Consider the following 20,434-nt stretch of genomic DNA (forward strand, 5'->3'; position numbering starts at 1 on the left):
TTTTTTAATCGTTATCAGGAACTAGGACAAAAGTCCACCAAACAGCCCCAGAGTCTGTAATATCAATGGCAATGGTCAACTCCTGCGTGCTACTATTGTAGTTTAACACATCATAAGTAACCGTTTCATTTGTTCTAGGAGGTCCTGCTGAATATTCTCCGCCATTGTAGGCTTTTGGAAGTGCAATAAATGCGCCAGTACCAGTTACCGAAATTTTTGCATTTGCTCCATCAGAAGCAGGTGTAAAGGAAAACTCGTGCGTTCCAGCGCCCCATGCTTCTCCTGCAGTACCTACTAGGTTACTGGCTGGTTGACAACCTTCAGAGCCAGTACCCATATAACTTTCAGCAAAAATATCTCCTTGTGGATCATAGCTGTATTCTCCATTTGACTTGAATATAAATAGGTCATTGAATAAGCAATCTCTTTCACCTGAAATATCATTTCCATTTGGGAAGAACTCATCACTTCCTGGACGCGGACCTACGCCAAATGCACCTGCGGCAGGTTTCAATTTCCAAGCTCTCTCTCCACCACCTGTTAGATCTGCAACAGTTAATGCTTCTTGACCTACTGACTGATCCGCAGCAGGAATTAATGTGAAATTCCAGAAAACGGATCCATCATTGGTGATATCGATGGAGATGGTCATTTCCTCTGTAGCTTCGTCATAAGCGATCACTTCGTAAGTTACGGATTCATTAGCTCTTGGAGGAGCGGCGCTGTATTCTCCACCGTTAAAGGCTTTAGGCAAAGCGATGAATGCACCTGTGCCCGTTACAGTGATTTTAGGGAATTCTGTAGGCGTTCCTGGAGTAAAGCTAAATTGATGAGAACCTGATGCCCAAGCTTCCGCAGCAGTACCGATTAGGTCTTCCTCTGGTTGGCAGCCATCAGGAATACCCAAGTAAGCTTCTCCGTAAACATCACCCTGTGCATTGTACTCATAGGTTCCATTAGAATTGAAGATAAAAAGGTCATTGAACAGACAAGGTCGATCACCCGAAATATCATCTCCATTAGGGAAGAAAGAGTCACTACCTCTACTAGGTCCTACACCAAATGCACCAGCAGCTGGCTTCAGTACCCAAACTTTTCTTCCATTACCAACCAAATCACTTTGTGTGAAACTCACATCCGGATTTACAGGTTCTGGCTCTGGCTCAGGTTCTGGATCAGGTTCGAAACCTTCTGGAATCAATCTGATATACCAAGCCAAGTCAGTATTCGCTTGATCTACGAATCTTAAGAACATTTCATTTTCTTCCAATCTTACAATTTGGTAAGTTCTACCTCCTGCAAAATAGCCTAAGAAGCCACCCTGTGTCACAGAAAGTTCTGGTAATTGTCCCTCAGGCTCAACCAAAGACCACCTTAGATTATCTGGCGCCTCGTATGGTGCAGACAAATCGCCCACTCCTGGATCAAAAGCACCGGGGAAATTGCTGCCTTGTGCACTATTCAAATAAACAAGGCCATTGGTCTCCATCACAAATCTAAATCCATCAAGGAAAAAGGTATAGCGATCTGTGTACATTCCTGAGCCAGCTTTTTCATTGGCTACTGCCTGGTACCACTCAGGGAAATTACTTGTTGGGATATTTGGACCTACACCAAAGTGTCCTGCTCGCCCTGCATCTATTTTCCAAGTCTTTCCTTCCACAGCATCCACTCCTCCTGTCAATAAATTGAATATTGGCCTATCGAGCAATAATGGATCTGTCTGCTCAATCACAATATCTCTTGTGAAAGTAGCACTACCACCAGAATTGAAAACTGTCAAGGACACGGTATATGTACCAGCCAAAGGATAAGTACCTGTGATGGTTTTTCCTTCACCTGTTTGTCCATTACCTAGGTCCCAATTCATCATGAAGAAATCTCCATCTGCTGTAAATCTGAGGATGTTATCACTTTCAGCTGTAGGTGTGAAAGTGAAATTTGCATCTGCTTCTGTTGGTGGAGCACCATCTAAGGAATATTCCTCCACACAGGCCATGACTACCACGAGTGGTAGCAATAGCCAAAGGTATTTAAATATATTTTTCATGGTAATGTCTGATTAATAACCTGGATTTTGATTCCAAATACCACCCGCTAGGTCAATTTCAACTTGAGGGATTGGAAATAATTCATGCTTGCCTACTACAAACCCGCTGATGCGATCAGCAGCTTGTCCCGTTCTCACCAAATCCCAGAATCTGTATCCTTCTCCGGACAATTCCAGTCTCCTTTCTCTCAAAATAGCCTGGTATAAAGCATCACCAGAGGCATTGATTGCAGGCATATTGACACGCTCACGTACTTTGTTCAATTCAGTTCTTGCTCTTCCATCATTTCCAGACCTTTGGAATGCTTCTGCTGCCATCAACAATACATCTGCCCATCTGATCACTCTGTAATTCAATGGACTCGTCAAATCATCATCTGGTAAGCCTCTTTCATCAGCTCTTTTGATATACTTGTTTTGATAATACCCTGTATGACCACCACCACCAATGGCGTAAGTAATATCAGCTGAATTTGGTTGAGCAGAGATAAAAGCTTCTATATCCAAAATCGTAGCGTCTCTTCTGATATCATTTGCATCAAATGCATCATAGAGATCCTGAGTAGGTAAATTATAGCTATTCCCATCTGCATAGAATGGACCTTCATATTGTCTAATACCATGGAAACCTACCGCAGCATTACCATTTAGACAAATCAGACAACCGTAATCTCCACCTTGTAAGCCAGAAAATTGAATAGTAAATACATCCTCTGATACATTTTGATTGGCAACCAAAAACATGGTGGTATAATCAGGAAACAAACCATAGCCACCTGCATTTGTATCAATCAAATTACCCAGTACAGTAGCAGCTTCTGAAAATTTATCTTGATAGAGTAATACTTGCCCAAGTAAAGCACTAGCTGCTCCTGAAGTCAATCTACCTGTTTCATTCACAGTAGCAGGAAGCACCTCAATAGAGGCTCGTAAGTCAGACTCAATCTGTGCATAGACCTCAGCTTTGGGAGAACGTGGGGTACTAGATATTTCATTGATAGAAAGCCTTCTATCTACAATCAGAGGCATATCACCAAAATATTTTACTAAATTGAAGTAGAAATATGCTCTCATCATTTTGGCTTCTGCAAGGATCAAATCTTTACCTGGAAAATCAATTTTATCCTGATTCTCAAAGATGTAATTGGCTCTAGCGATACCTGTATAATTTACACGCATCACTGCTCTCAATTCTTCATTGACTCCGCCATGATTCATGTCTTGGATCTCGTGTAGCCCTCTAGTATCATTGACACTTTCACCACCAGCAATGGAGTTGTCCGAAGCAATCTCTCCTATCCACATATTGAGATAGGCGGGCTGCATCATATCATAGACCCCTATGATGGCTCTGTTGAAGTCTTCTTGGGTATTGAAGAAGTTCTCTGCATCCTGAGTAAACTCAGGATCAATATCCAGCCAACTGTCGCAGGCTGAGAATATTCCCAAGGGAACAATTAATAACCATTTATATATTCGTCTCATGATTTTTAGAATTTAATGTTAACACCTGCCATGATGGTTCTAGCTTGCGGGTAGATACCATTATCCACACCAGCAAATAGTGGATTACCAGATCCCACATCAGGATCGAAACCTTGATATCTTGTCAAGGTTACCAAGTTGTTGGCAGCAACGTAGAATCTAAAATATTGCATGCCGATTTTCTGAGAGATTACAGAAGGAATAGTATATCCAAGTTGTACATTTCTCAATCTCACAAAAGAGCCATCTTCAACATAAAAATCAGAGAATACAGTATTTCTAGTTGGTCCTGTAGTCAATCTTGGTACTTCATTGGTCGTTCCTGGACCAGTCCATCTGTTGATATTATAAGCCAATTGATTGGCGAAAGGCTGCTGTCTTTCGTAGTTTCTAATGATATCCTGACCTAAGGCCGCATAAATATTTGCTCCCAAGTCAAACCCTTTGAAATCTACCGAGAAATTGAAACCCATCACCATATCTGGAATTGGAGAACCGATCATGGTTCTGTCTGAATCATCACCAAAGTTGATCACACCATCACCATTTTGATCTACAAATCTCAAATCACCTGGTCTTGCACCAGCTTGCGACACTGGACTTGAAGCAATCTCTTCTTGTGATTGGAAAATACCATCAGTCTGATAACCTATGAAATATCCAATCGGAAATCCTTTTTGGAATCTTGTCGCAACATTTCCTCCTACACTAAAGGCTGCACCAGGGATAAACTCAAACCCTTCGGGAACAGCGGTTACTTCATTATGTAAGAATGTGACATTGTAATCAAATCTGAAGTTGACACCTTCTTTCTTAGAAGTTCCATAGCCCAATTCCAATTCCAAACCTCTGTTCAATACATCACCTGCGTTGATCACAGGTGGAAATCCACCTGGGCCATAAGAACCCAACAAGGCGGATACATCAGGCTGGAAAAGTAGGTCTCTGGTGTTTTTGATAAAATAGTTGGCTGTGAAATCCAAGGTATTGAACAAAGAGAAGTCCAAACCGATATTGGTCTGATATGTAGTCTCCCATTTTAAGTCAGGATTACTCGTAGCTCCGATAGCAGCTCCATTGATGATGAGGTCATTGAAAACATAGGTTGCCGAACCATTCAATAAACCTCTGTATCGGAAAAGTCCAATTTGGTCATTGCCAGAAATACCAAAGCTGGTTCTCAACTTCATGAAATCAATAAAACTCACATTAAAAAATGATTCATCAGATATCAACCAAGCTCCTGAAATAGCAGGGAAATACCCTATTCTATTGTTAGGTCCGAAATTAGACGAGCCATCTCTTCTCAAGATAGCAGAGACAAAATATCTTTTTTGGTAATCATATTCACCTCTCAAAAAGGCAGATGTCAATCTTTGCCTGCTTTGGAATGAGCCTACATTATTCAAAAATCCTCCAGGAGCCTGATTGGCAGAAATATCTGCGAAGTTCAAGTCATTGTTAGGAATATTGAATCCTGTACCATTCAATCCTTCACTTCTGTTGCCAACCAAAGAAACACCAAACATACCTTTTACAGTATGATCTTCTCCAAACTTATTTTCATAATTCAAGAAGGCTTCAAGGTTATAGTCTAAGAATGTATTCCTAGACTCAAACACATTGGCACCTCTTTCAATTTGAACCCCGCCTACATCTACAAGAACAGGATCTAGATTCGCATTTCTAGCAGTGTTGGCAAATTTTCCCGGACCATACCAAACTAATGGATTAAATACTTTGGTATCTACCATGGCAAAGTTGTACCCTGCTCTACCTGTCGCTGTGAAATTACTATTGATCTTATATTCAATCTCTTCTTTACCTACGAGCTTATTTACCCAAGTATCATTGAAGGTATTTTGCATTTGTGCCAATGGATTAATGATATCATTGACATTGTCCAAGTATGAAAATCTATTTCCTACAAATATTGGCTCAGTTGGATAAGCATTGATGGTATTATATAATACTGACCCAATTCCTCCTTGTGGTAGACCTTTGCTTTCTTCTCTTGTATATAGCAAAACATTGGTTAATTTCACTTTAGGAGCCAATTCAGTGATAAAATTGATTCTAGCTGTATATCTTTCAAAATTAGCTTTAGGTCCGCCCACGATACCTTGCTGTCCAAAGTAGGATCCACCTATTGAGTAAGAGGTCTTTTCAGATCCGCCTGTTACAGTCATGTTGTATTCCTGAATAGGAGCTGTTTGGAAAACAGCGTTTTGCCAATCAGTACCTTCTCCCAATTCAACATTATTGAAAGGCATAGGCTGTCCGCCAGCTGCAAAGGCTTCATTCTTTAAAATTGCATATTCCCTTGCATTGAGTAGGTCAAGCTTACGGGCGGTCTCTTGGACACCATAAAAAGCTGAAAAATCCATTCTAGGCTTTGTCCCTAGATTTCCTTTCTTAGTTTCGATAAGAATAACCCCATTTGCCGCTCTTACACCATAGATCCCTGCAGTACCGTCCTTGAGGACGTTTACTGATTCTATATCATTTGGATTGAGGGCATTAAGTCCAGCAGCATCGTAGATTACACCATCCACCAAAATCAATGGGTCATTATCGCCAAAAGTACCTAATCCTCTAATTCTAATATTAGAAGTTCCACCTGGAGCACCTGAGTTGGTTGTGATGTTGACACCAGCGAGTTGACCTTGCAAAGCTTGGTCTACCCTCGGCATGTTCATCCGCTCTATGGCTTCTCCTTTGACTTGAGATGTAGCACCTGTCAATTCCTTTTTGGTAGCAGTACCATAGCCAATAACAACGACTTCATTGAGATTAGAGATGTCTTCCATTAAAGTTACATCTATCGTAGAACTGCTACCTACTGTAACTGTCTGAGGTTTGAACCCCATAAAAGTAAACTGAAGCTGATCTCCCGCTGTAGCATTGATAGAGAAATTTCCATCGAGATCTGTCACAGTACCTACTGTAGACTTTAGCTTCAAAACACTTACACCAGGTAGCGGAAAGCCAGTATCATCTTTGACCTGTCCTTTCACTACCTCTCCTTGTGCCCATGCTCCATAGTGGAGTGAGAGCACAATACACATTAGTAATAGTTTTCTCATTTGTTTTGGATTTATTGATTTCCGAATGTCGTTTTAAACTTCCATAACTAGAAAAAAAGTCCTACATCAATACTACATCAAAAACATTTTTACTATTTCACAAAAACTCAACATTGTAATTAAAAACATCGATTGAAATGAAATAAATAGGCATTTTCATTTTTCTATAAAACTCATTCTCCTGTCTGAAAGACTACATCAATAAAAATTTATTAAATTAGAAACTAGATTATAAAATTGCATATGAAAAAGGTCTATTTACTCCTAGTTTTTCTCTTCATTCAAGCCACTATTATTGCACAGGATATAGGTTTACCTTTTTCTAAGTATTATTCTAGTCAGGAGTATCAGGGAGGAATTCAAAATTATGCTATTACTCAGAGTGCCAAAGGTCTGATTTATATTGCCAATAATTATGGGCTCTTAGAATATGATGGAACTACTTGGAGAAGATATGCTTTGCCATCTGGAGCAAAATTGAGACATGTACAATTAGACGAGGATGGACAAATCTATGTGACAGGACAAGGAGACTTTGGTTACTTCGAACCAAATCATATAGGTCAGTTAACATTCCATTCTTTAAAAATCAAGCTACCAGAAGCATTTAGAAACCTAGAAGAAGTTTGGAAAGTCTACATTACATCTGAGGAGATTATTTTTTGTACGACTAAACAAATCTTTGCTTTTGATAAGAATCAAAACTATAAATATGATCTTACCTCTAAAAGTTCTTTTGAGAGTTTTCATTATCAAAACAATCAACTTTTTGTCAATGAAGTTAGCAGTGGCTTATATATCTTACAAAATGGTCAGCTAATCAGCTTAACTAATTCAAATGTTTTAATTGATAATCTGATTACGGGCGTTTTACAGCTTTCAGGCAATCAGCAAATCATTTTTACTCGAGACGAGGGCATATTTGAGCTTCAAAACCAAGAAATAAAAAAATGGAAAGACAGCTTTCAAAGTAGTGTCAATACAGCTTTACGATTAAAAAATGGTAACATTGCTATAGGTACCCAGAGCAAAGGTCTTTTTATTCTAACAGAACGAGGAGAAAACCTTTTGAATCTAAACAATAACAATGGTCTCAATAACAACTCTGTTGTCTCCCTGTTTGAGGATCTTTCTGGAAATCTTTGGATAGGGCATAACAATGGTATTACCTTGATTGAGTTGAGTAAGCCGTTTAGAAAAATCAACCAATTCTCAGGTTTGACGGGTACAGGCTATCATTCAGCCTTGTTTAATGACAAAATCTATTTCGGGACGAATAATGGAGTTTACGTTCAAAACACTGACTCAAAAGCTAATTTTATTAATAATTCAAATGGACAGGTTTACCAGCTGAAGCCCATTCAAAATCAGCTTTTGGTAGCCCATAATGACGGGGTATTTGTCATTAAAGGAAATGAAGCAAAAAAAATAGAAGGACCAGCAGGTATCTGGAATTTTCAAAGACTAAAAAATCATCCCAACCTGATTTTAGTTGGCGGCTACAATGGACTTTACCTTTATGAAATTAGTAATCAGCAAGTACGATTTTTAAAACAAATCAAAGGTTTTTCAGAATCGAGTAGAATCATAGAACAGGATGAGAAGGGTAATATTTGGGTAGCGCATGGCTATAAGGGTATTTATAGGCTTCAATTAAATCAGGCACTCGAAGCTGTGAGCGTGACAGCTTTTGGGCCAGACTCTGGACTCCCTACCAATACACTGAATAATGTCTGGAAGGTCGCCAATCGATTGATATTCACTACTCAAGCGGGGATATTTAAGTTCAATGAATCAGACCAGTCATTTGAAAGAGATCCTTTTTTCTTGAATTACTTTGGTGCAGGAGATATCATACATTATCTACAAGAGGATCAACTGGGCAATATTTATTTTATAGCAGAAAATGAAGCTGGTGTATTGGAGAAAAAAGTAGATGGAAGCTTTGTCAAGCACCATCAGATTTTCAATCAACTCCTCCCCTTGCTCAATGATGACCTTCAAAATATCGCTACGACTCGAGGTAACGAGGTATTATTTGCAGCAAATGAAGGATTTATTCGTTTTAGTCTTAACCAAAACAACTATCAACCCAATGAATTTCCTACACTTATTCGTTCTGTTTTCCTAACTGGTGCAGTTGACTCTTTGATTTTTGATGGAAATGCCTATTCAATTCCAAAACAAGCCAATCAAAAGCCAATCAAAATTCCTTTCCAAAAAGCCAATATTCGATTTGAAAGCAGTAATCCTACCCCAAATAATGAAAAGGATTTGGAGTTTCAGTTTTGGTTAGAGGGTTTAGAGGAAGGATATGGAGAATGGATTGATAAAAGAGAGAAGGCTTATACTAATCTCCGAGAAGATAAGTATACTTTTCATGTCAGAAGCAGAAATCTTTATGGGGAACTAGCAGAGGAGACGAGTTGGGGTTTTGAAGTCTTACCACCTTGGTACAGGAGTCAGGTGGCCTATGGTATTTATTTCCTTCTATTCTGTGTATTAGGTTTCACGGGTTATCTGAGTGTAGAAAAGAAATATCAAAAAAGGGCAAGACAATTGAAAAGTGCCTCAAGAAAAGTCATAGAAGCTAAAAATTCAGAGCTGAGAAGCTCACAAGAGGAGCTAGAAAGATTGAGAAATGAAAAACTCAAGCAGGAAATTCAATTGAAAGATAAAGAGCTAGCCGCTGCAACCATGCATTTGATTACCAAAAATGGTTTCATTGATCATGTAAAGGGTAATCTGACGGGAATTATCAAAAAGAGTAAGAATCAGGAAGTCAAAAATGAAATACAAAAGGTGATTAAAAATATTGAGAAAAACATTGCTGAAGATGAAGATTGGGAGCAATTCGAAATTCACTTTGATCAAGTTCATGGAGATTTCATGTCAAGGTTCAAGAAAATTCATGAGAACCTCAGCCCTCAGGAAATCAAGTTGAGTGCTTATTTGAGAATGAATCTAAGTACCAAAGAAATTGCCTATTTGATGAACATTTCTGTGCGAGGAGTTGAGATAGCTAGATACCGTCTACGGAAGAAACTGAATTTGACTAGAGAGGATAATTTACAGGAGTTTATATTGAAGTTTTGATACTTCACAATTAGTACAAAGAACGATGAACAAATCAACATTCAATGCTGTAGATTATAAGTTAAGCCCGTCGTGGCGAGTAAACTGTTAAATCCGCCATAGCGGACAAGTCGTTAAGGGTTAATCGAGGAGGGTTTGTAGGTTTGGGATGTGTGATATTATTGGCTATTTTTTAACAAAATACGCTCTGAGATAGACATTTATAGGGTAAAAAATACTAGCTGATTTACTGTGGCTTTGTTTTTGAAAAAGTTGGTAAAAATTAAACTAACCGACTTATGAAAAGAGTAATAGCAATCACTTTATTATCAGGAGCTTTGTTAGCATCCTGTGTATCTAAGAAGAAGTATGTAGCCCTAGAAAACGACTACAATACTACAGCTTATATGCTTTCTGAGACTACCTCAGAGAAGGAAAAACTAGAAGAGGAAAACCGCATTCTAGAAGAGCGATTTGCCAGAATAGAAAGACGGGTCGAAGAGTACAATGCTAAGATCAACTCCTTAAGAGAGGAAAGCGATAGCAAGTATACTCTAGATGGAGCCGTACCTATGTCGAACAATGGCAGGGACAAATTGAAAGCTACACTAGCTAAGGTAGATCCTGAAAATCTCGCCAATGCGCAAACATTAGAGGATTCTGTAAATCTGGCCATCTCCCATAATCTCAAAAAATCAATCACAGACGGTTCTGCACAAGAGAATGACGATATTCAAATCGATATAGATAAGACTGTTGTCATGATTTCCGTTTCTGATCGCTTACTTTTCAATACAGGTAGCTATGTAGTCAGCAGAAATGCAGACGGCTTACTAAGTAAATTGGCAGAAGTGATCAATTCAGAGCCATCCATGGAAGTAATGATCGAAGGGCATACTGACCCAAGAAGTATCAATACCGCTGTACTGCAAGACAACTGGGACTTGAGCGTGAAGCGTGCAACATCTATTGTGAGGGCGCTTCAAAGTAAATACAATGTAGCTCCTGAAAAACTGATTGCTGCTGGAAGAAGTAGCTACGTGCCTTTAGTGGATAATGATAGTCCAGAAAACATGTCAAAAAACAGAAGAACTCGGATTGTGATTATTCCTGATTTGGATAAGTTCTTTGCCTTGATGGAATAAGGGGATTGAAGATTAAAAAAAGCCTTTGAGAGGGATCTCAAAGGCTTTTTTTGGATTAATGAAAGATTAGTGATTATTCCTGAGTGTAGATTGCATCTACACTTACATATCTAATCTACTATTCTGAAAATTAAAGGCGAAGGTAAAAAACCTTCGAGGTTTTGGAAAACCTCAAAGGTTCTTGAGTTACTTTGTTTGGTAAAGGTTGTTGAAGAGCATTTTGAAGGTGCCGTGTGCTTGAGCGCGGAAGGTAATTTCGGGGCCGAAAGCATAGAGTTTCCCTTTTCCTACATTTGCTTCAAAGGCGACTACACCATTTTTAAGATAGTCTTCTCCCCATGCCCATCCACTGACAAGTGGGGAAGTTTCATCAAACCATGCCAAAGGTTTCACACCTTGCACATTGTCTGCCAACTTGAACACAGGGGAATTGTTGAAAATCATGTTGGCTGTAGGATTCATCCCATAGTTCACTGGACTATCAGTTGCGATATTGGCTCTGAGAATACTTCCGGGGATGTAATACTTGTCTCCGGTCAAATTTCTCTCTCTGCCATCAGCAGTAGTCTCTACCAGTGCATTTTTTACTGGTAGTTCTAAGTGATAAGCTAGGGAAGTTGCTGCTCCTACTGCGACTACCTTTCCTCCATTTTCCATAAACTGCTTGATGGCAGGAATGGAAGTATCTGTTGATAATGTACCTAGTAGTGCATGGAACTCTTCAGCAATATCAGCTGGGTCTGCTTGATTTCTAGAAGGTGAATTACCTAATCCTGGCATGCCAGGACCGATAAATAACATGACATCATATTTGGCATTGAGGTTTCCTTTGTCAATCTCTTGTGGATATACCACTTGGAAAGGGAAGTTGTACTGCTCCAGCATCCATCTCACCCAACCAGAAGGCATAGAACCTCCATAATAGTCAAATAGTGCTATTCTAGAAGGGGTTACTTTTTTTGTGTTTCTTGGTTTGGAAGCGGGGACAGCCTTGACTCCATGTTCTTGAGCTGCCTTCTGAAGGATATTTCTTCCTCTAGCTGCCACAAAGAATGAACCTGCTGGCATGCCATTTATTTCTTCGGTTGTCCTTTGCACATCCACACCAGCCTTGAGCAAGTCGTTGATGGCTATAAAGGTATTGTTGACTCTTACATCTAGCATGAATCCTGAACCAGCAGCCAAAGTCTGAGCTGGCATAGGCAACACTTCACCATAAGCCAAGGCTTCAAAAGGACCATCAAATCCATCTAAAATCCTATCGAATTCAACTCCCATGGAAAATGCCAAAGTCCAGCCTGCTGCATCATAAGGTCTAACTGGAGGTCCCCCTGGATATTGGAAGTCATTTGGATGATCTTGTGGTTCAAACATATCCAAGATATGTGGTCTGAAAGCTTGTGCTGTTTTGACAATGTAAGAACCTTTTGGATAGGCCTTGCCATTTACTTGAAAGTCAGCGGTGGCTTGGTGTACCTGAATACCTGATTTGATCAATGCATTCAAGAGCTTTACTGCTGTAGGGAAATCTGTTTGGTCTGCTGGAAGGATAAAACCTCTAGGGTCTCTCAATTCAGGATCTTTGTAGATTTTGTCAAAAAACTCAGTAGGAACACCCCTTCTCCAATTATTATTACCGCTGTCATTGGATCTATCAGCTTCGAAAGCTGCTGTCACTGCGGCTGATCTTTTTGGATACTTGGTCCAGTGGTCCATATTACCCCTATCGATGGCATTTTTCCCCATCTTGTAAATATTGAAAAGCAAAGCATCAGCATTTCTGCTGGCATAGTCCAAGACCGCATAGTTCATGGATACAGAATAATCGATAGATCTCTGGAAATTCCAAGCTTGAGGCTCCACTGGGTAAGGTGTCGCATGTGTAGGAATCAACCTCTCTGGAACTAGAGGAATTTCAGATGGTGTGGGGCTTCCTGTCGTTTCTGTCAAAATTCCGATGATGTTGTGGAAATAAGGGGTAGTTCTCAATCCGCCATTCCACCAGGAGGAAAAAACAGAGCCACTCAGTCTGGTATAGCCCGGCTTGTCCTCAACATTCAACCTGTTGATCATGGCAGCACCTACTCCATCCAAACTTGTCATGATCAAGGGATCAAAGACATGATTGAAAGGATCTCTGTATGGAGGACCTGCAACTACAGTTCCTGCAGGGGATGTTTGATGGTGATTATAGATAATTTGAGGAATCCATTCTACATATTGTTGTAGGGAAAGGTTGGTGGATTCTTTCATGTTGTTCATGAAAAAATCTCTGTTGTTGTCATGCCCCACATATTTCTGGTACATGTAAGGAGAGCGCATGTTTCTTTTCTCAGGATCTTCCTGACTCATGTACCAGTTGGTGATGATCTCCTGTCCATCGGGATTGGTATGAACTAGCAAAATCACCAAGTCATCCAATAACCTAAGAGTCTCCTCATCATTTCTGGTAACCAATTGGTAGTAGGTTTCGATCAATTGATGGGATGCTACTGTTTCAGTGGAGTGGAGTCCTCCATCGATCCATACTACTGGCTTACCCATTTTGGATAGTCTTTTGGCCTCATCTTCTGCCACCTCTGCCCTGCCGAGTTTTTGGGAAATCTCTTTGTACTGTGCGAGATTTTGGTGGTTTTTCGGAGAAGTGACGATCATCATTGGCATTTGTCTTCCTTCTTCGGATGGCCCTATTTCTACAAACTTCACTCTATCAGATAGTTCTGCAACTTTTCTAAAATAGGCATCTGTAGCTTCAAAGGTCGCGAGCATGTAATCATCTCCGATATTGAAACCAAAGTGCTCTTTTGGCGAAGGGATTTGCTGAGCCATGCTGACAGCAAAGAGCATGATCGCCAAAAAGGAGAGGTATATTTTTTTCATAGTTATTTGATTATTGTCTATGTACGAAAATACACTAAGACCTAAACGAATCAAAACAAGGCTCTATGATCGGGGAAAAATGGATTTGGAAGGAGAAAGGGAGGACGCGGAGTCCCGCAAAGGAGCAAAGTTTGGGGAGGGAATGGGGATTAAATTTTAGATTTCAACCCCTAGGGATCGAGGAGATTGTAGATTGAGGGGATTGGCTTGGAAGGTAATGGAGTGAAATATGCTTTGCGATATATGGTAGATATATGCCTGCGGCGAAATAGAAACGCATTTTTAAAGGAATGGGAAGTAGTTACTGAGTGGTTGGGTTATTGAGGGATTGAGGGGTTGGATTGGAAGGTTTTGGAGTGAAATATGCTTTGCGAAATATGGTAGAAATATGCCTGCGGCGAAATAGAAACGCATTTTTAAAGGAATGGGAAGTAGTTACTGAGTGGTTGGGTTATTGAGGGATTGAGGGATTGGGTTGGAAGGTTTTGGAGTGAAATATGCTTTGCGATATATGGTAGAAATATGCCTGCGGAAAAATAGGATGGAGTCTTGGAAAGTGGTTAATGAGTGATTAGGGGATTAGGGAATTAGGGGAAAGTGTTAAGAATAGGAAGACCGTGAGTTTACTGGTAACTTACCTTTAACGGTGAACAATTTTAACGCTTAACAAAACTAGTGAAGTATGGGTACTTGTTGAGTGAGTTCCTCGAGGAATCGGGAGTGAAATTAGGCAATTGGGTGTAAAAAAACCCTTCGGATGGAAGGGTTTTGGTATTTTATTGAACGTAAGTCAGGTTAGTTTTCGTTGGCTTTGTTCATGCGTTTAAAGCCACGGCGAAATGGCCAAGTGTATTCTAAGGCTTCAAGACCTCGATTGAGGTTCATTGTAGAACTGTCAAGGTTGATAAAAGTGCTTTTCAAAGTTTCATTGAAGGCTGGGTCATTCAAGAGCGTTCCTATGGCATTGTCCGTACCATTGAGTTTGTTGGTGACGATATTCAAATTATCTGTCATCTGCTTAGCATTATCAGCAGTTGACTGAAGGTCAATGATTGATTTTTGGAGATTGCCGTACATTTCCTGATCGGTAAGGAGATCATGTACTAGATTTCCCTCTTGATTGAGACTTGCGGAAAGCTTTGATAGATCATTGGCCATTTGATTGCTTCTGATTGCTGTTCTCTCTAGGTTTAGCAGAATGCTTCTGAAGTTCACCGCTAAGGTAGAGTCGGTCAAAACAGCTCCAATGATTCCTTCTCCATCTGCAATTTTGCCAGTCAATATTTTGAGGTCATTGGTAATGGATACGAGATTCTTATTGTTTTCCTGAAGTGTCTCCATCATTTTATCTGTGTCCAAGGGCATTTCAGAAATCAACCTGTCACCATTTTCCACTACAGGAGCCTGAGAAGTTCCTCCATAAATGACAATGATTTTATTACCAATAAGCCCGTCAGAGCTGATTGTTGCTTTGGAATCTTTACGGATATATTCTTTTGACTTAGATTCAACATTCATTTCGATCTCTACTTGAGAATCTCCATAGAAGTTGATTTTCTTAACTGTACCGATTTTCACTCCTGAAAACCAGACGTTGTTACCAGTCTGAAGTCCTGCCACATCATCAAATACAGCTTTTAGGCTGATGCTTTTGACGAATTTCTTCTGCTGTCCCCCAAGGGTCATGATTCCTGCTACCAAGATGATGATTCCGATCAATACGAATACACCAACCAAAACTGTTTTTTTATTATCGTTTCTCATTATTGAATGAAGTTATAGTCGTAGAATGATTTTACTTTTGGGTCTTTGGCTTGTGCAAAAACTTCTTCAAAACTTCCAATGGCTTGGAATTGTCCCTCTATCAAAACTGCCATCCGGTCGCCAGTCACTTTAGCGCAGGTTAAATCATGGGTGATGACGATAGAAGAGGTGTTGTATTCTTCTCTTACCTGATTGATCAAGTTGTTGATGTCGATACAGGTAGTTGGATCTAAACCTGCCGTTGGTTCATCATAAAGCATGATTTCTGGCTCTAACACTAAAGTTCTGGCGATACCAATTCTTTTCTTTTGACCACCAGAAAGCTCTGCAGGCATTTGATTGATTGTTTTGGGAAGACCTACAGAGTCCAAAAGTCCCTCCACTTTGAGATTGATTTCTTTTCTCGTGAGGTTTTTGACATTTCTCACAAGGGGGAACTCCATATTTTCCCTCACGGTCATACTATCATATAGTGCAGAAGCTTGGAAAGCAAAGCCTATTTTTAAGCGAAGTTTATTAAGGTCTTTGAGTGACAATTTGGTCGTATCTTGCCCAAAGATATTGATTGTTCCTTCATCTTGCTGGAGTAAACCCACCATCAATTTAATTAGAACGGATTTTCCACTACCTGATTTTCCCAAAACCACTAGGTTTTCTCTTTCATAGAGATCTAAGTCCACTCCTCTGAGAACGTGGTTTTCATCAAAGGATTTTTTCACTCCTCTGATTTCTACGATTTTTTTGGTGTAGTCACTAGGCATATCGGATGGCATTTACGATTTGAAGTGCAAGTAACTCTTCGATGAATATCAAAAACATGGACATGACCACAGAGGCATTTGCAGCCTTTCCTACTCCTTCGGTTCCATTTGAGGAGTTGTATCCCTTATAACATCCTACGATACCAATGGTGAATCCAAAGACTAGGGATTTGATTAAAGATGAAAAGACATCCAAAAATGAAATCGCCTCGAATACTTGGACGAAGAAAGTAGATAAGCTGACCAATTCATTTTGGTTAACATTGATGAAAGAGCCGATGAGTGCAACAAAATCAGTGTAAAGCACTAATATGGGAATCATCAAGGTCGTGGCAATAGTTCGAGTGACCACCAAGTATTTAAATGGATTGATAGCTGAGACCTCCATGGCATCAATCTGTTCAGTCACTTTCATTGAGCCAATTTCAGCACCAATGCTTGATCCTACCTTCCCCGCTGCGATCAAGGCTGTCACCAAAGGCCCCATAGCTCTGATGATGGCTATAGAAATCAAGGCTGGTAGCCAAGAGGTAGCACCAAACTCTGATAAAGAGGGCCTAGACTGATTGGTAAATACGATTCCGACGATAAAACCTGTGAGCGAGATCAAGGGTAAGGAGCGATAGCCAATTTCATAGCATTGGCGCAAAACTTCTTTAAACTCGTAAGGAGGAAACCAGACTTCTTGAAAAAACCTTTTGACGAAGCGAAATGCATCTGCCAGTCCGGTAAAAAACTTATCCAGTTTTTTTGATATCACAGGTTTGTTTCTTTCTATATTTTCTGACATAAGTATCTCTTTCTAACTAACGAAAGTAAACAATTTGAATTAAAACTGATGTGAAATTAGTATGTTAAAAGGGAATCTTAGCAAATTATCAGTTTGACTTTATTTAAAGATGTTGATTGATACCTGCCCTATGCAGGAAGTTGAGATATTCACTAATATGGATCAATGCTAGCACATATATCATGGAATTGAACCTTCCGGAAAAGAAGTACATAAACATATTATGTTTCAGTGATTAACATGTTCTATATTAAATATAGCAATTATTCTTATACAGATATTCTTCATTTTTGGCAATTAAGTAACTCCTCAATTACTTCAATTTGAAGTGGTTTTACCAAAAAGCCTTCTACCATTTGGTAAGCATTACTTTTTGCGATATCATCAGGATCCATGGATGAGCTGAGCATTTTGACTGGTATTTGAATTTTCTTTTCTTCCAAAACATCCAAAAATTCCCAGCCGCTCATTTCAGGCATATTGATATCCAAAAGTAGGAGATCAAAGTCATTAGTCTCTAGCCATTCTAATGCCGAAAAAGGATTCTGAAAGAAAATAAGTTCCAAATCCGGTTTAATGCGTAGCATATTTTTCTTGTTGATCATATGCTGGATTTTATCATCATCCACAAAAATGATTTTGTTGATTGCTCTGTCCATTGTTTCAAAAAAGAATTTGATGAAAGTTTTCCTTGATGTTAATCAAACTTTAAAGATGTACGACTTTTAAGATTCTTTCGGTTCTCTTTAAAGCTATCAATAATATGTCTCCACAAAAATAAGGTTTTATCTGATGAAGCGATAGTATTTGAATTTTAGATTTGAAAAATGGAGAAATGCAGTTGGTTATTGATTGATTAAGGGATTGGATAGGAAAGTTGAAATATTGGGTTGTTGGAAAGTTGGGGAAGTGATCATATGATGGAAAATTGTTGACTCTGTAGGAATCTATGGTGACTAGAAAACAAGATAATCCTCGTCTCCTTTTGACCATAAAAGGACCACATGTTTTAGGACGGTTGGTTAGATACTCGTAGCCATCGCAACGGAAGAGCTGAGCGATCGATGTGGAGAGAAAGCAACGGAAATTTAGGATGGGTTAGAATGTTAGAAATTTGGGAAAAAGTTATTTGTTAGAAGTGGTAGCTTGGATTGTAAGATTGAGAAGGTAATTATTGGTTGATTGAGATTTTGGTAGGATGATTTATTGATTTAGGATTGACTAATTAATTTAGGTATTACATATTATGGCTTGGCTAAACTTTATTTAAAGACTATAATATCAACACCTTAAATAATTTCAAGAAAATTTTAATTTAAGTTATATTTGTGCTTTGATCTGTTATGATGATCCTTATTGATTTGAAGGGTAGTAAGGATATTTAAACAATAAAAATTTGGTTACCAGAGTCAATGACTGGGGTCCTAAACTTGCCAATAAAGCAGTTTGAAAACTGCTAAGATTGAGGGCCAAACTATACAGCTCTAAGGAATATCTTAAGTCTTGAAAGACTATGGTGAGAGGTGTTTTCATTAATATTCGATTGTACAAAAACACCCCTCCTACCCTCGTTGAATTGATGGAGAATGAATTGGTTTGGATTAGATTTGGGAAGTAAAAATGATAATTGCAGGAAGCATGAATAGTGGAAAAGGCCAATTTGAAAACTGCAAGGATTAGTTTCCAAGTCTAAAGTATTGAATTAGGATAGAATGATTTTGCCGATAGTTTTTGAAAAATTCTATATCTTGGTTGTCAGAATTAAAAGACGATAATGAAGCAGCAAGAGGATAAGCACCCCATTGGATTAAGGAATAGGATACTACAACTTTTACTCTTTTTTAAGGACAGATTTGATTTGCATGAAGGCAAGGAAGATGAACTTGAGACCATAGATTATATCAAAAAGAACATCGAATTCCGAGGTGCAAATCTTTGGATTTTGATTTTTGCAATCTTTGTTGCATCCGTCGGATTGAATGTGAATTCCACGGCAGTGATTATCGGTGCAATGCTAATTTCTCCTTTGATGGGTCCGATCATGGGTATAGGAATGGCTGCTGGTATCAATGACTTTGAGTTGCTAAAGCGATCCATGAAAAATTTAGGAATTGCTGTAGTCATCAGTATCCTCACGAGTACATTTTACTTTTCTTTTACCCCTTTGAGTGACGCTCAGTCTGAACTTTTGGCGAGGACCGAACCTAGTATTTGGGATGTTTTGATTGCTTTGTTTGGTGGGCTTGCAGGAATCGTAGCAGGCTCGAGAAAAGAAAAATCCAATGCCATTCCAGGGGTAGCGATCGCTACCGCTTTGATGCCTCCACTTTGTACCGCGGGTTATGGTTTGGCTACTGGTAACTTGTATTATTTCTTTGGTGCCTTCTACTTATTTTTTATCAACTCTGTTTTCATTAGTTTATCAACTTATCTAATTGTGAGATTTATGAAATTTCCTAAGAAGGAGTTTCTAGATCCTAATAGGGAAAAGACAGTAAAAAGATATATTACAATTTTTACCTTATTGACAATCATACCTAGCATTTATTTGGCATATAATATAGTAACAAGGACGTTTTGGGAAAAAAACGCAAAGCAATTTGTCTTAACTGAAATGGATTTTCCAAGAACACAGGTAATTGCTAGCACTTTTAATTTTGCTTCAGATAGTAGCGGTATAGAAGTTTCATTGGTAGGTGAAAGGATCACTGATGAAGAAATTGAGCGGTTGCAGAAGAAGCTTTCGATTTTCAATCTTCCTAATACTTTTTTGAAAGTCAAGCAAAGTGGTGATGGCACGCCCGACTTAAATCTCTTGCGATCGGATGTTTTAAAGGACCTTTATGAGCGAAATGAGGTTTTAATTCAAAACAAGGATCAAAAGATCGCCTTTTTGGAAAGTGAATTGTCACAGTATGCTGAATCTAGTAGACAGGTCATGGATCTAGCCAAGGAAGCGAAAGTGAATCATACTGGTTTGTTGACTTTCTCTATGAATAGGGCTGTATTGGCCAATATTGCTGAGAATAAGCAAGACACTTTGTTGATGGCTTATGCGAAGTTTCGCCAAAGACCAGGTAATCAAGAGCTGAAGCGCTTTGAGGAATGGTTGAAGGTGAGGACGAAGGCTGACACGGTGGCGTTGATTGTGGATTAAGTTTTTTTTAGGGAAAAGGATAAAGGGAAAAAGGTTAAACGAGGAGGAAGGAATGTTTAATCGCTTAACTGAATAACTTTTTAGGAGAGATCCCGTGGACACGAAAGGGGAAAGGAAAAAGGGGCTCGCTAAGGGTGCAGAGGGGCAAAGAATGGAAAGGGGGAAAGGGTTCTTGTAAAAATAGCGGAGGATCGTTAAGGATTAAGCTGGACACGGATGTTAAAGTGTTAAAAGTTTAAGC

The 20,434-nt window shown here is 39.2% G+C and carries 11 protein-coding genes; 3 read left to right on the forward strand and 8 right to left on the reverse strand.

The window, feature by feature from the left end; genetic code table 11:
- Window positions 1-4: 4 nt before the first annotated feature.
- Genes CHB66_RS01135 through CHB66_RS01145 form a run of 3 tightly spaced genes read right to left on the reverse strand, consistent with a single transcriptional unit; the run spans window position 5 to window position 6,621 of the window.
- The gene (locus CHB66_RS01135) at window positions 5-2,050 is read right to left on the reverse strand and encodes a PKD domain-containing protein (RefSeq protein WP_089237104.1); all 2,046 of its coding nucleotides are present in this window, start codon (window positions 2,048-2,050) and stop codon (window positions 5-7) included.
- Between the two features lie 12 nt (window positions 2,051-2,062).
- Window positions 2,063-3,535 (reverse strand): RagB/SusD family nutrient uptake outer membrane protein, encoded by a 1,473-nt coding sequence (locus CHB66_RS01140; protein ID WP_170932401.1) that lies wholly within the window; start codon window positions 3,533-3,535, stop codon window positions 2,063-2,065.
- Window positions 3,536-3,540: 5 nt separating this feature from the next.
- Window positions 3,541-6,621: a SusC/RagA family TonB-linked outer membrane protein gene (locus CHB66_RS01145; protein ID WP_089237106.1), complete on the reverse strand. Its 3,081-nt coding sequence runs from the start codon at window positions 6,619-6,621 to the stop codon at window positions 3,541-3,543.
- A gap of 243 nt (window positions 6,622-6,864) precedes the next feature.
- Between CHB66_RS01145 and CHB66_RS01150 the strand changes: the two genes are divergently transcribed.
- Together CHB66_RS01150 and CHB66_RS01155 are read left to right on the forward strand one after the other, a co-directional pair.
- Entirely contained in the window at window positions 6,865-9,717 is a 2,853-nt protein-coding gene (locus CHB66_RS01150; protein ID WP_245812639.1) for a regulator, read from the forward strand.
- Between the two features lie 278 nt (window positions 9,718-9,995).
- On the forward strand, window positions 9,996-10,841 hold the full coding sequence (locus tag CHB66_RS01155; protein ID WP_089237108.1) for an OmpA/MotB family protein: 846 nt from the start codon (window positions 9,996-9,998) through the stop codon (window positions 10,839-10,841).
- A gap of 186 nt (window positions 10,842-11,027) precedes the next feature.
- Here the strand turns inward: CHB66_RS01155 and CHB66_RS01160 are convergent, their stop codons facing one another.
- The 5 genes from CHB66_RS01160 to CHB66_RS01180 form a co-directional block, all read right to left on the reverse strand.
- Entirely contained in the window at window positions 11,028-13,721 is a 2,694-nt protein-coding gene (locus CHB66_RS01160; RefSeq protein ID WP_089237110.1) for a M14 family metallopeptidase, read from the reverse strand.
- Window positions 13,722-14,516: 795 nt separating this feature from the next.
- On the reverse strand, window positions 14,517-15,485 hold the full coding sequence (locus tag CHB66_RS01165) for an MlaD family protein (RefSeq protein ID WP_089237112.1): 969 nt from the start codon (window positions 15,483-15,485) through the stop codon (window positions 14,517-14,519).
- A complete protein-coding gene (locus CHB66_RS01170; protein WP_089237114.1) occupies window positions 15,485-16,246 on the reverse strand; it encodes an ABC transporter ATP-binding protein in 762 nt (253 codons plus the stop codon). Before CHB66_RS01170 ends, CHB66_RS01165 begins: the two co-directional genes overlap by 1 nt.
- On the reverse strand, window positions 16,239-17,036 hold the full coding sequence (locus CHB66_RS01175) for an MlaE family ABC transporter permease (protein ID WP_089237116.1): 798 nt from the start codon (window positions 17,034-17,036) through the stop codon (window positions 16,239-16,241). The genes CHB66_RS01170 and CHB66_RS01175 overlap by 8 nt, the downstream gene beginning before the upstream one ends.
- A gap of 284 nt (window positions 17,037-17,320) precedes the next feature.
- Window positions 17,321-17,695, reverse strand: coding sequence for a response regulator (locus CHB66_RS01180; RefSeq protein ID WP_089237118.1), 375 nt, complete (start codon window positions 17,693-17,695; stop codon window positions 17,321-17,323).
- 1,115 nt (window positions 17,696-18,810) lie between these two features.
- Between CHB66_RS01180 and CHB66_RS01185 the strand changes: the two genes are divergently transcribed.
- Complete coding sequence (locus CHB66_RS01185; RefSeq protein ID WP_089237120.1) at window positions 18,811-20,193, forward strand: TIGR00341 family protein; 1,383 nt, start codon at window positions 18,811-18,813, stop codon at window positions 20,191-20,193.
- Window positions 20,194-20,434 lie beyond the last annotated feature (241 nt).

It is taken from the genome of Belliella buryatensis, from assembly GCF_900188245.1.
In the GTDB taxonomy this organism is placed as follows: domain Bacteria; phylum Bacteroidota; class Bacteroidia; order Cytophagales; family Cyclobacteriaceae; genus Belliella; species Belliella buryatensis.

Excerpts from the sequence above, each read along its gene's own strand:
- CHB66_RS01135 (WP_089237104.1), bottom strand. The coding sequence starts at position 2,050 with ATGAAAAATATATTTAAATACCTTTGGCTATTGCTACCACTCGTGGTA.
- CHB66_RS01140 (WP_170932401.1), bottom strand. The coding sequence starts at position 3,535 with ATGAGACGAATATATAAATGGTTATTAATTGTTCCCTTGGGAATATTC.
- CHB66_RS01145 (WP_089237106.1), bottom strand. The coding sequence starts at position 6,621 with ATGAGAAAACTATTACTAATGTGTATTGTGCTCTCACTCCACTATGGA.
- CHB66_RS01150 (WP_245812639.1), top strand. The coding sequence starts at position 6,865 with ATGAAAAAGGTCTATTTACTCCTAGTTTTTCTCTTCATTCAAGCCACT.
- CHB66_RS01155 (WP_089237108.1), top strand. The coding sequence starts at position 9,996 with ATGAAAAGAGTAATAGCAATCACTTTATTATCAGGAGCTTTGTTAGCA.
- CHB66_RS01160 (WP_089237110.1), bottom strand. The coding sequence starts at position 13,721 with ATGAAAAAAATATACCTCTCCTTTTTGGCGATCATGCTCTTTGCTGTC.
- CHB66_RS01165 (WP_089237112.1), bottom strand. The coding sequence starts at position 15,485 with ATGAGAAACGATAATAAAAAAACAGTTTTGGTTGGTGTATTCGTATTG.
- CHB66_RS01170 (WP_089237114.1), bottom strand. The coding sequence starts at position 16,246 with ATGCCTAGTGACTACACCAAAAAAATCGTAGAAATCAGAGGAGTGAAA.
- CHB66_RS01175 (WP_089237116.1), bottom strand. The coding sequence starts at position 17,036 with ATGTCAGAAAATATAGAAAGAAACAAACCTGTGATATCAAAAAAACTG.
- CHB66_RS01180 (WP_089237118.1), bottom strand. The coding sequence starts at position 17,695 with ATGGACAGAGCAATCAACAAAATCATTTTTGTGGATGATGATAAAATC.
- CHB66_RS01185 (WP_089237120.1), top strand. The coding sequence starts at position 18,811 with ATGAAGCAGCAAGAGGATAAGCACCCCATTGGATTAAGGAATAGGATA.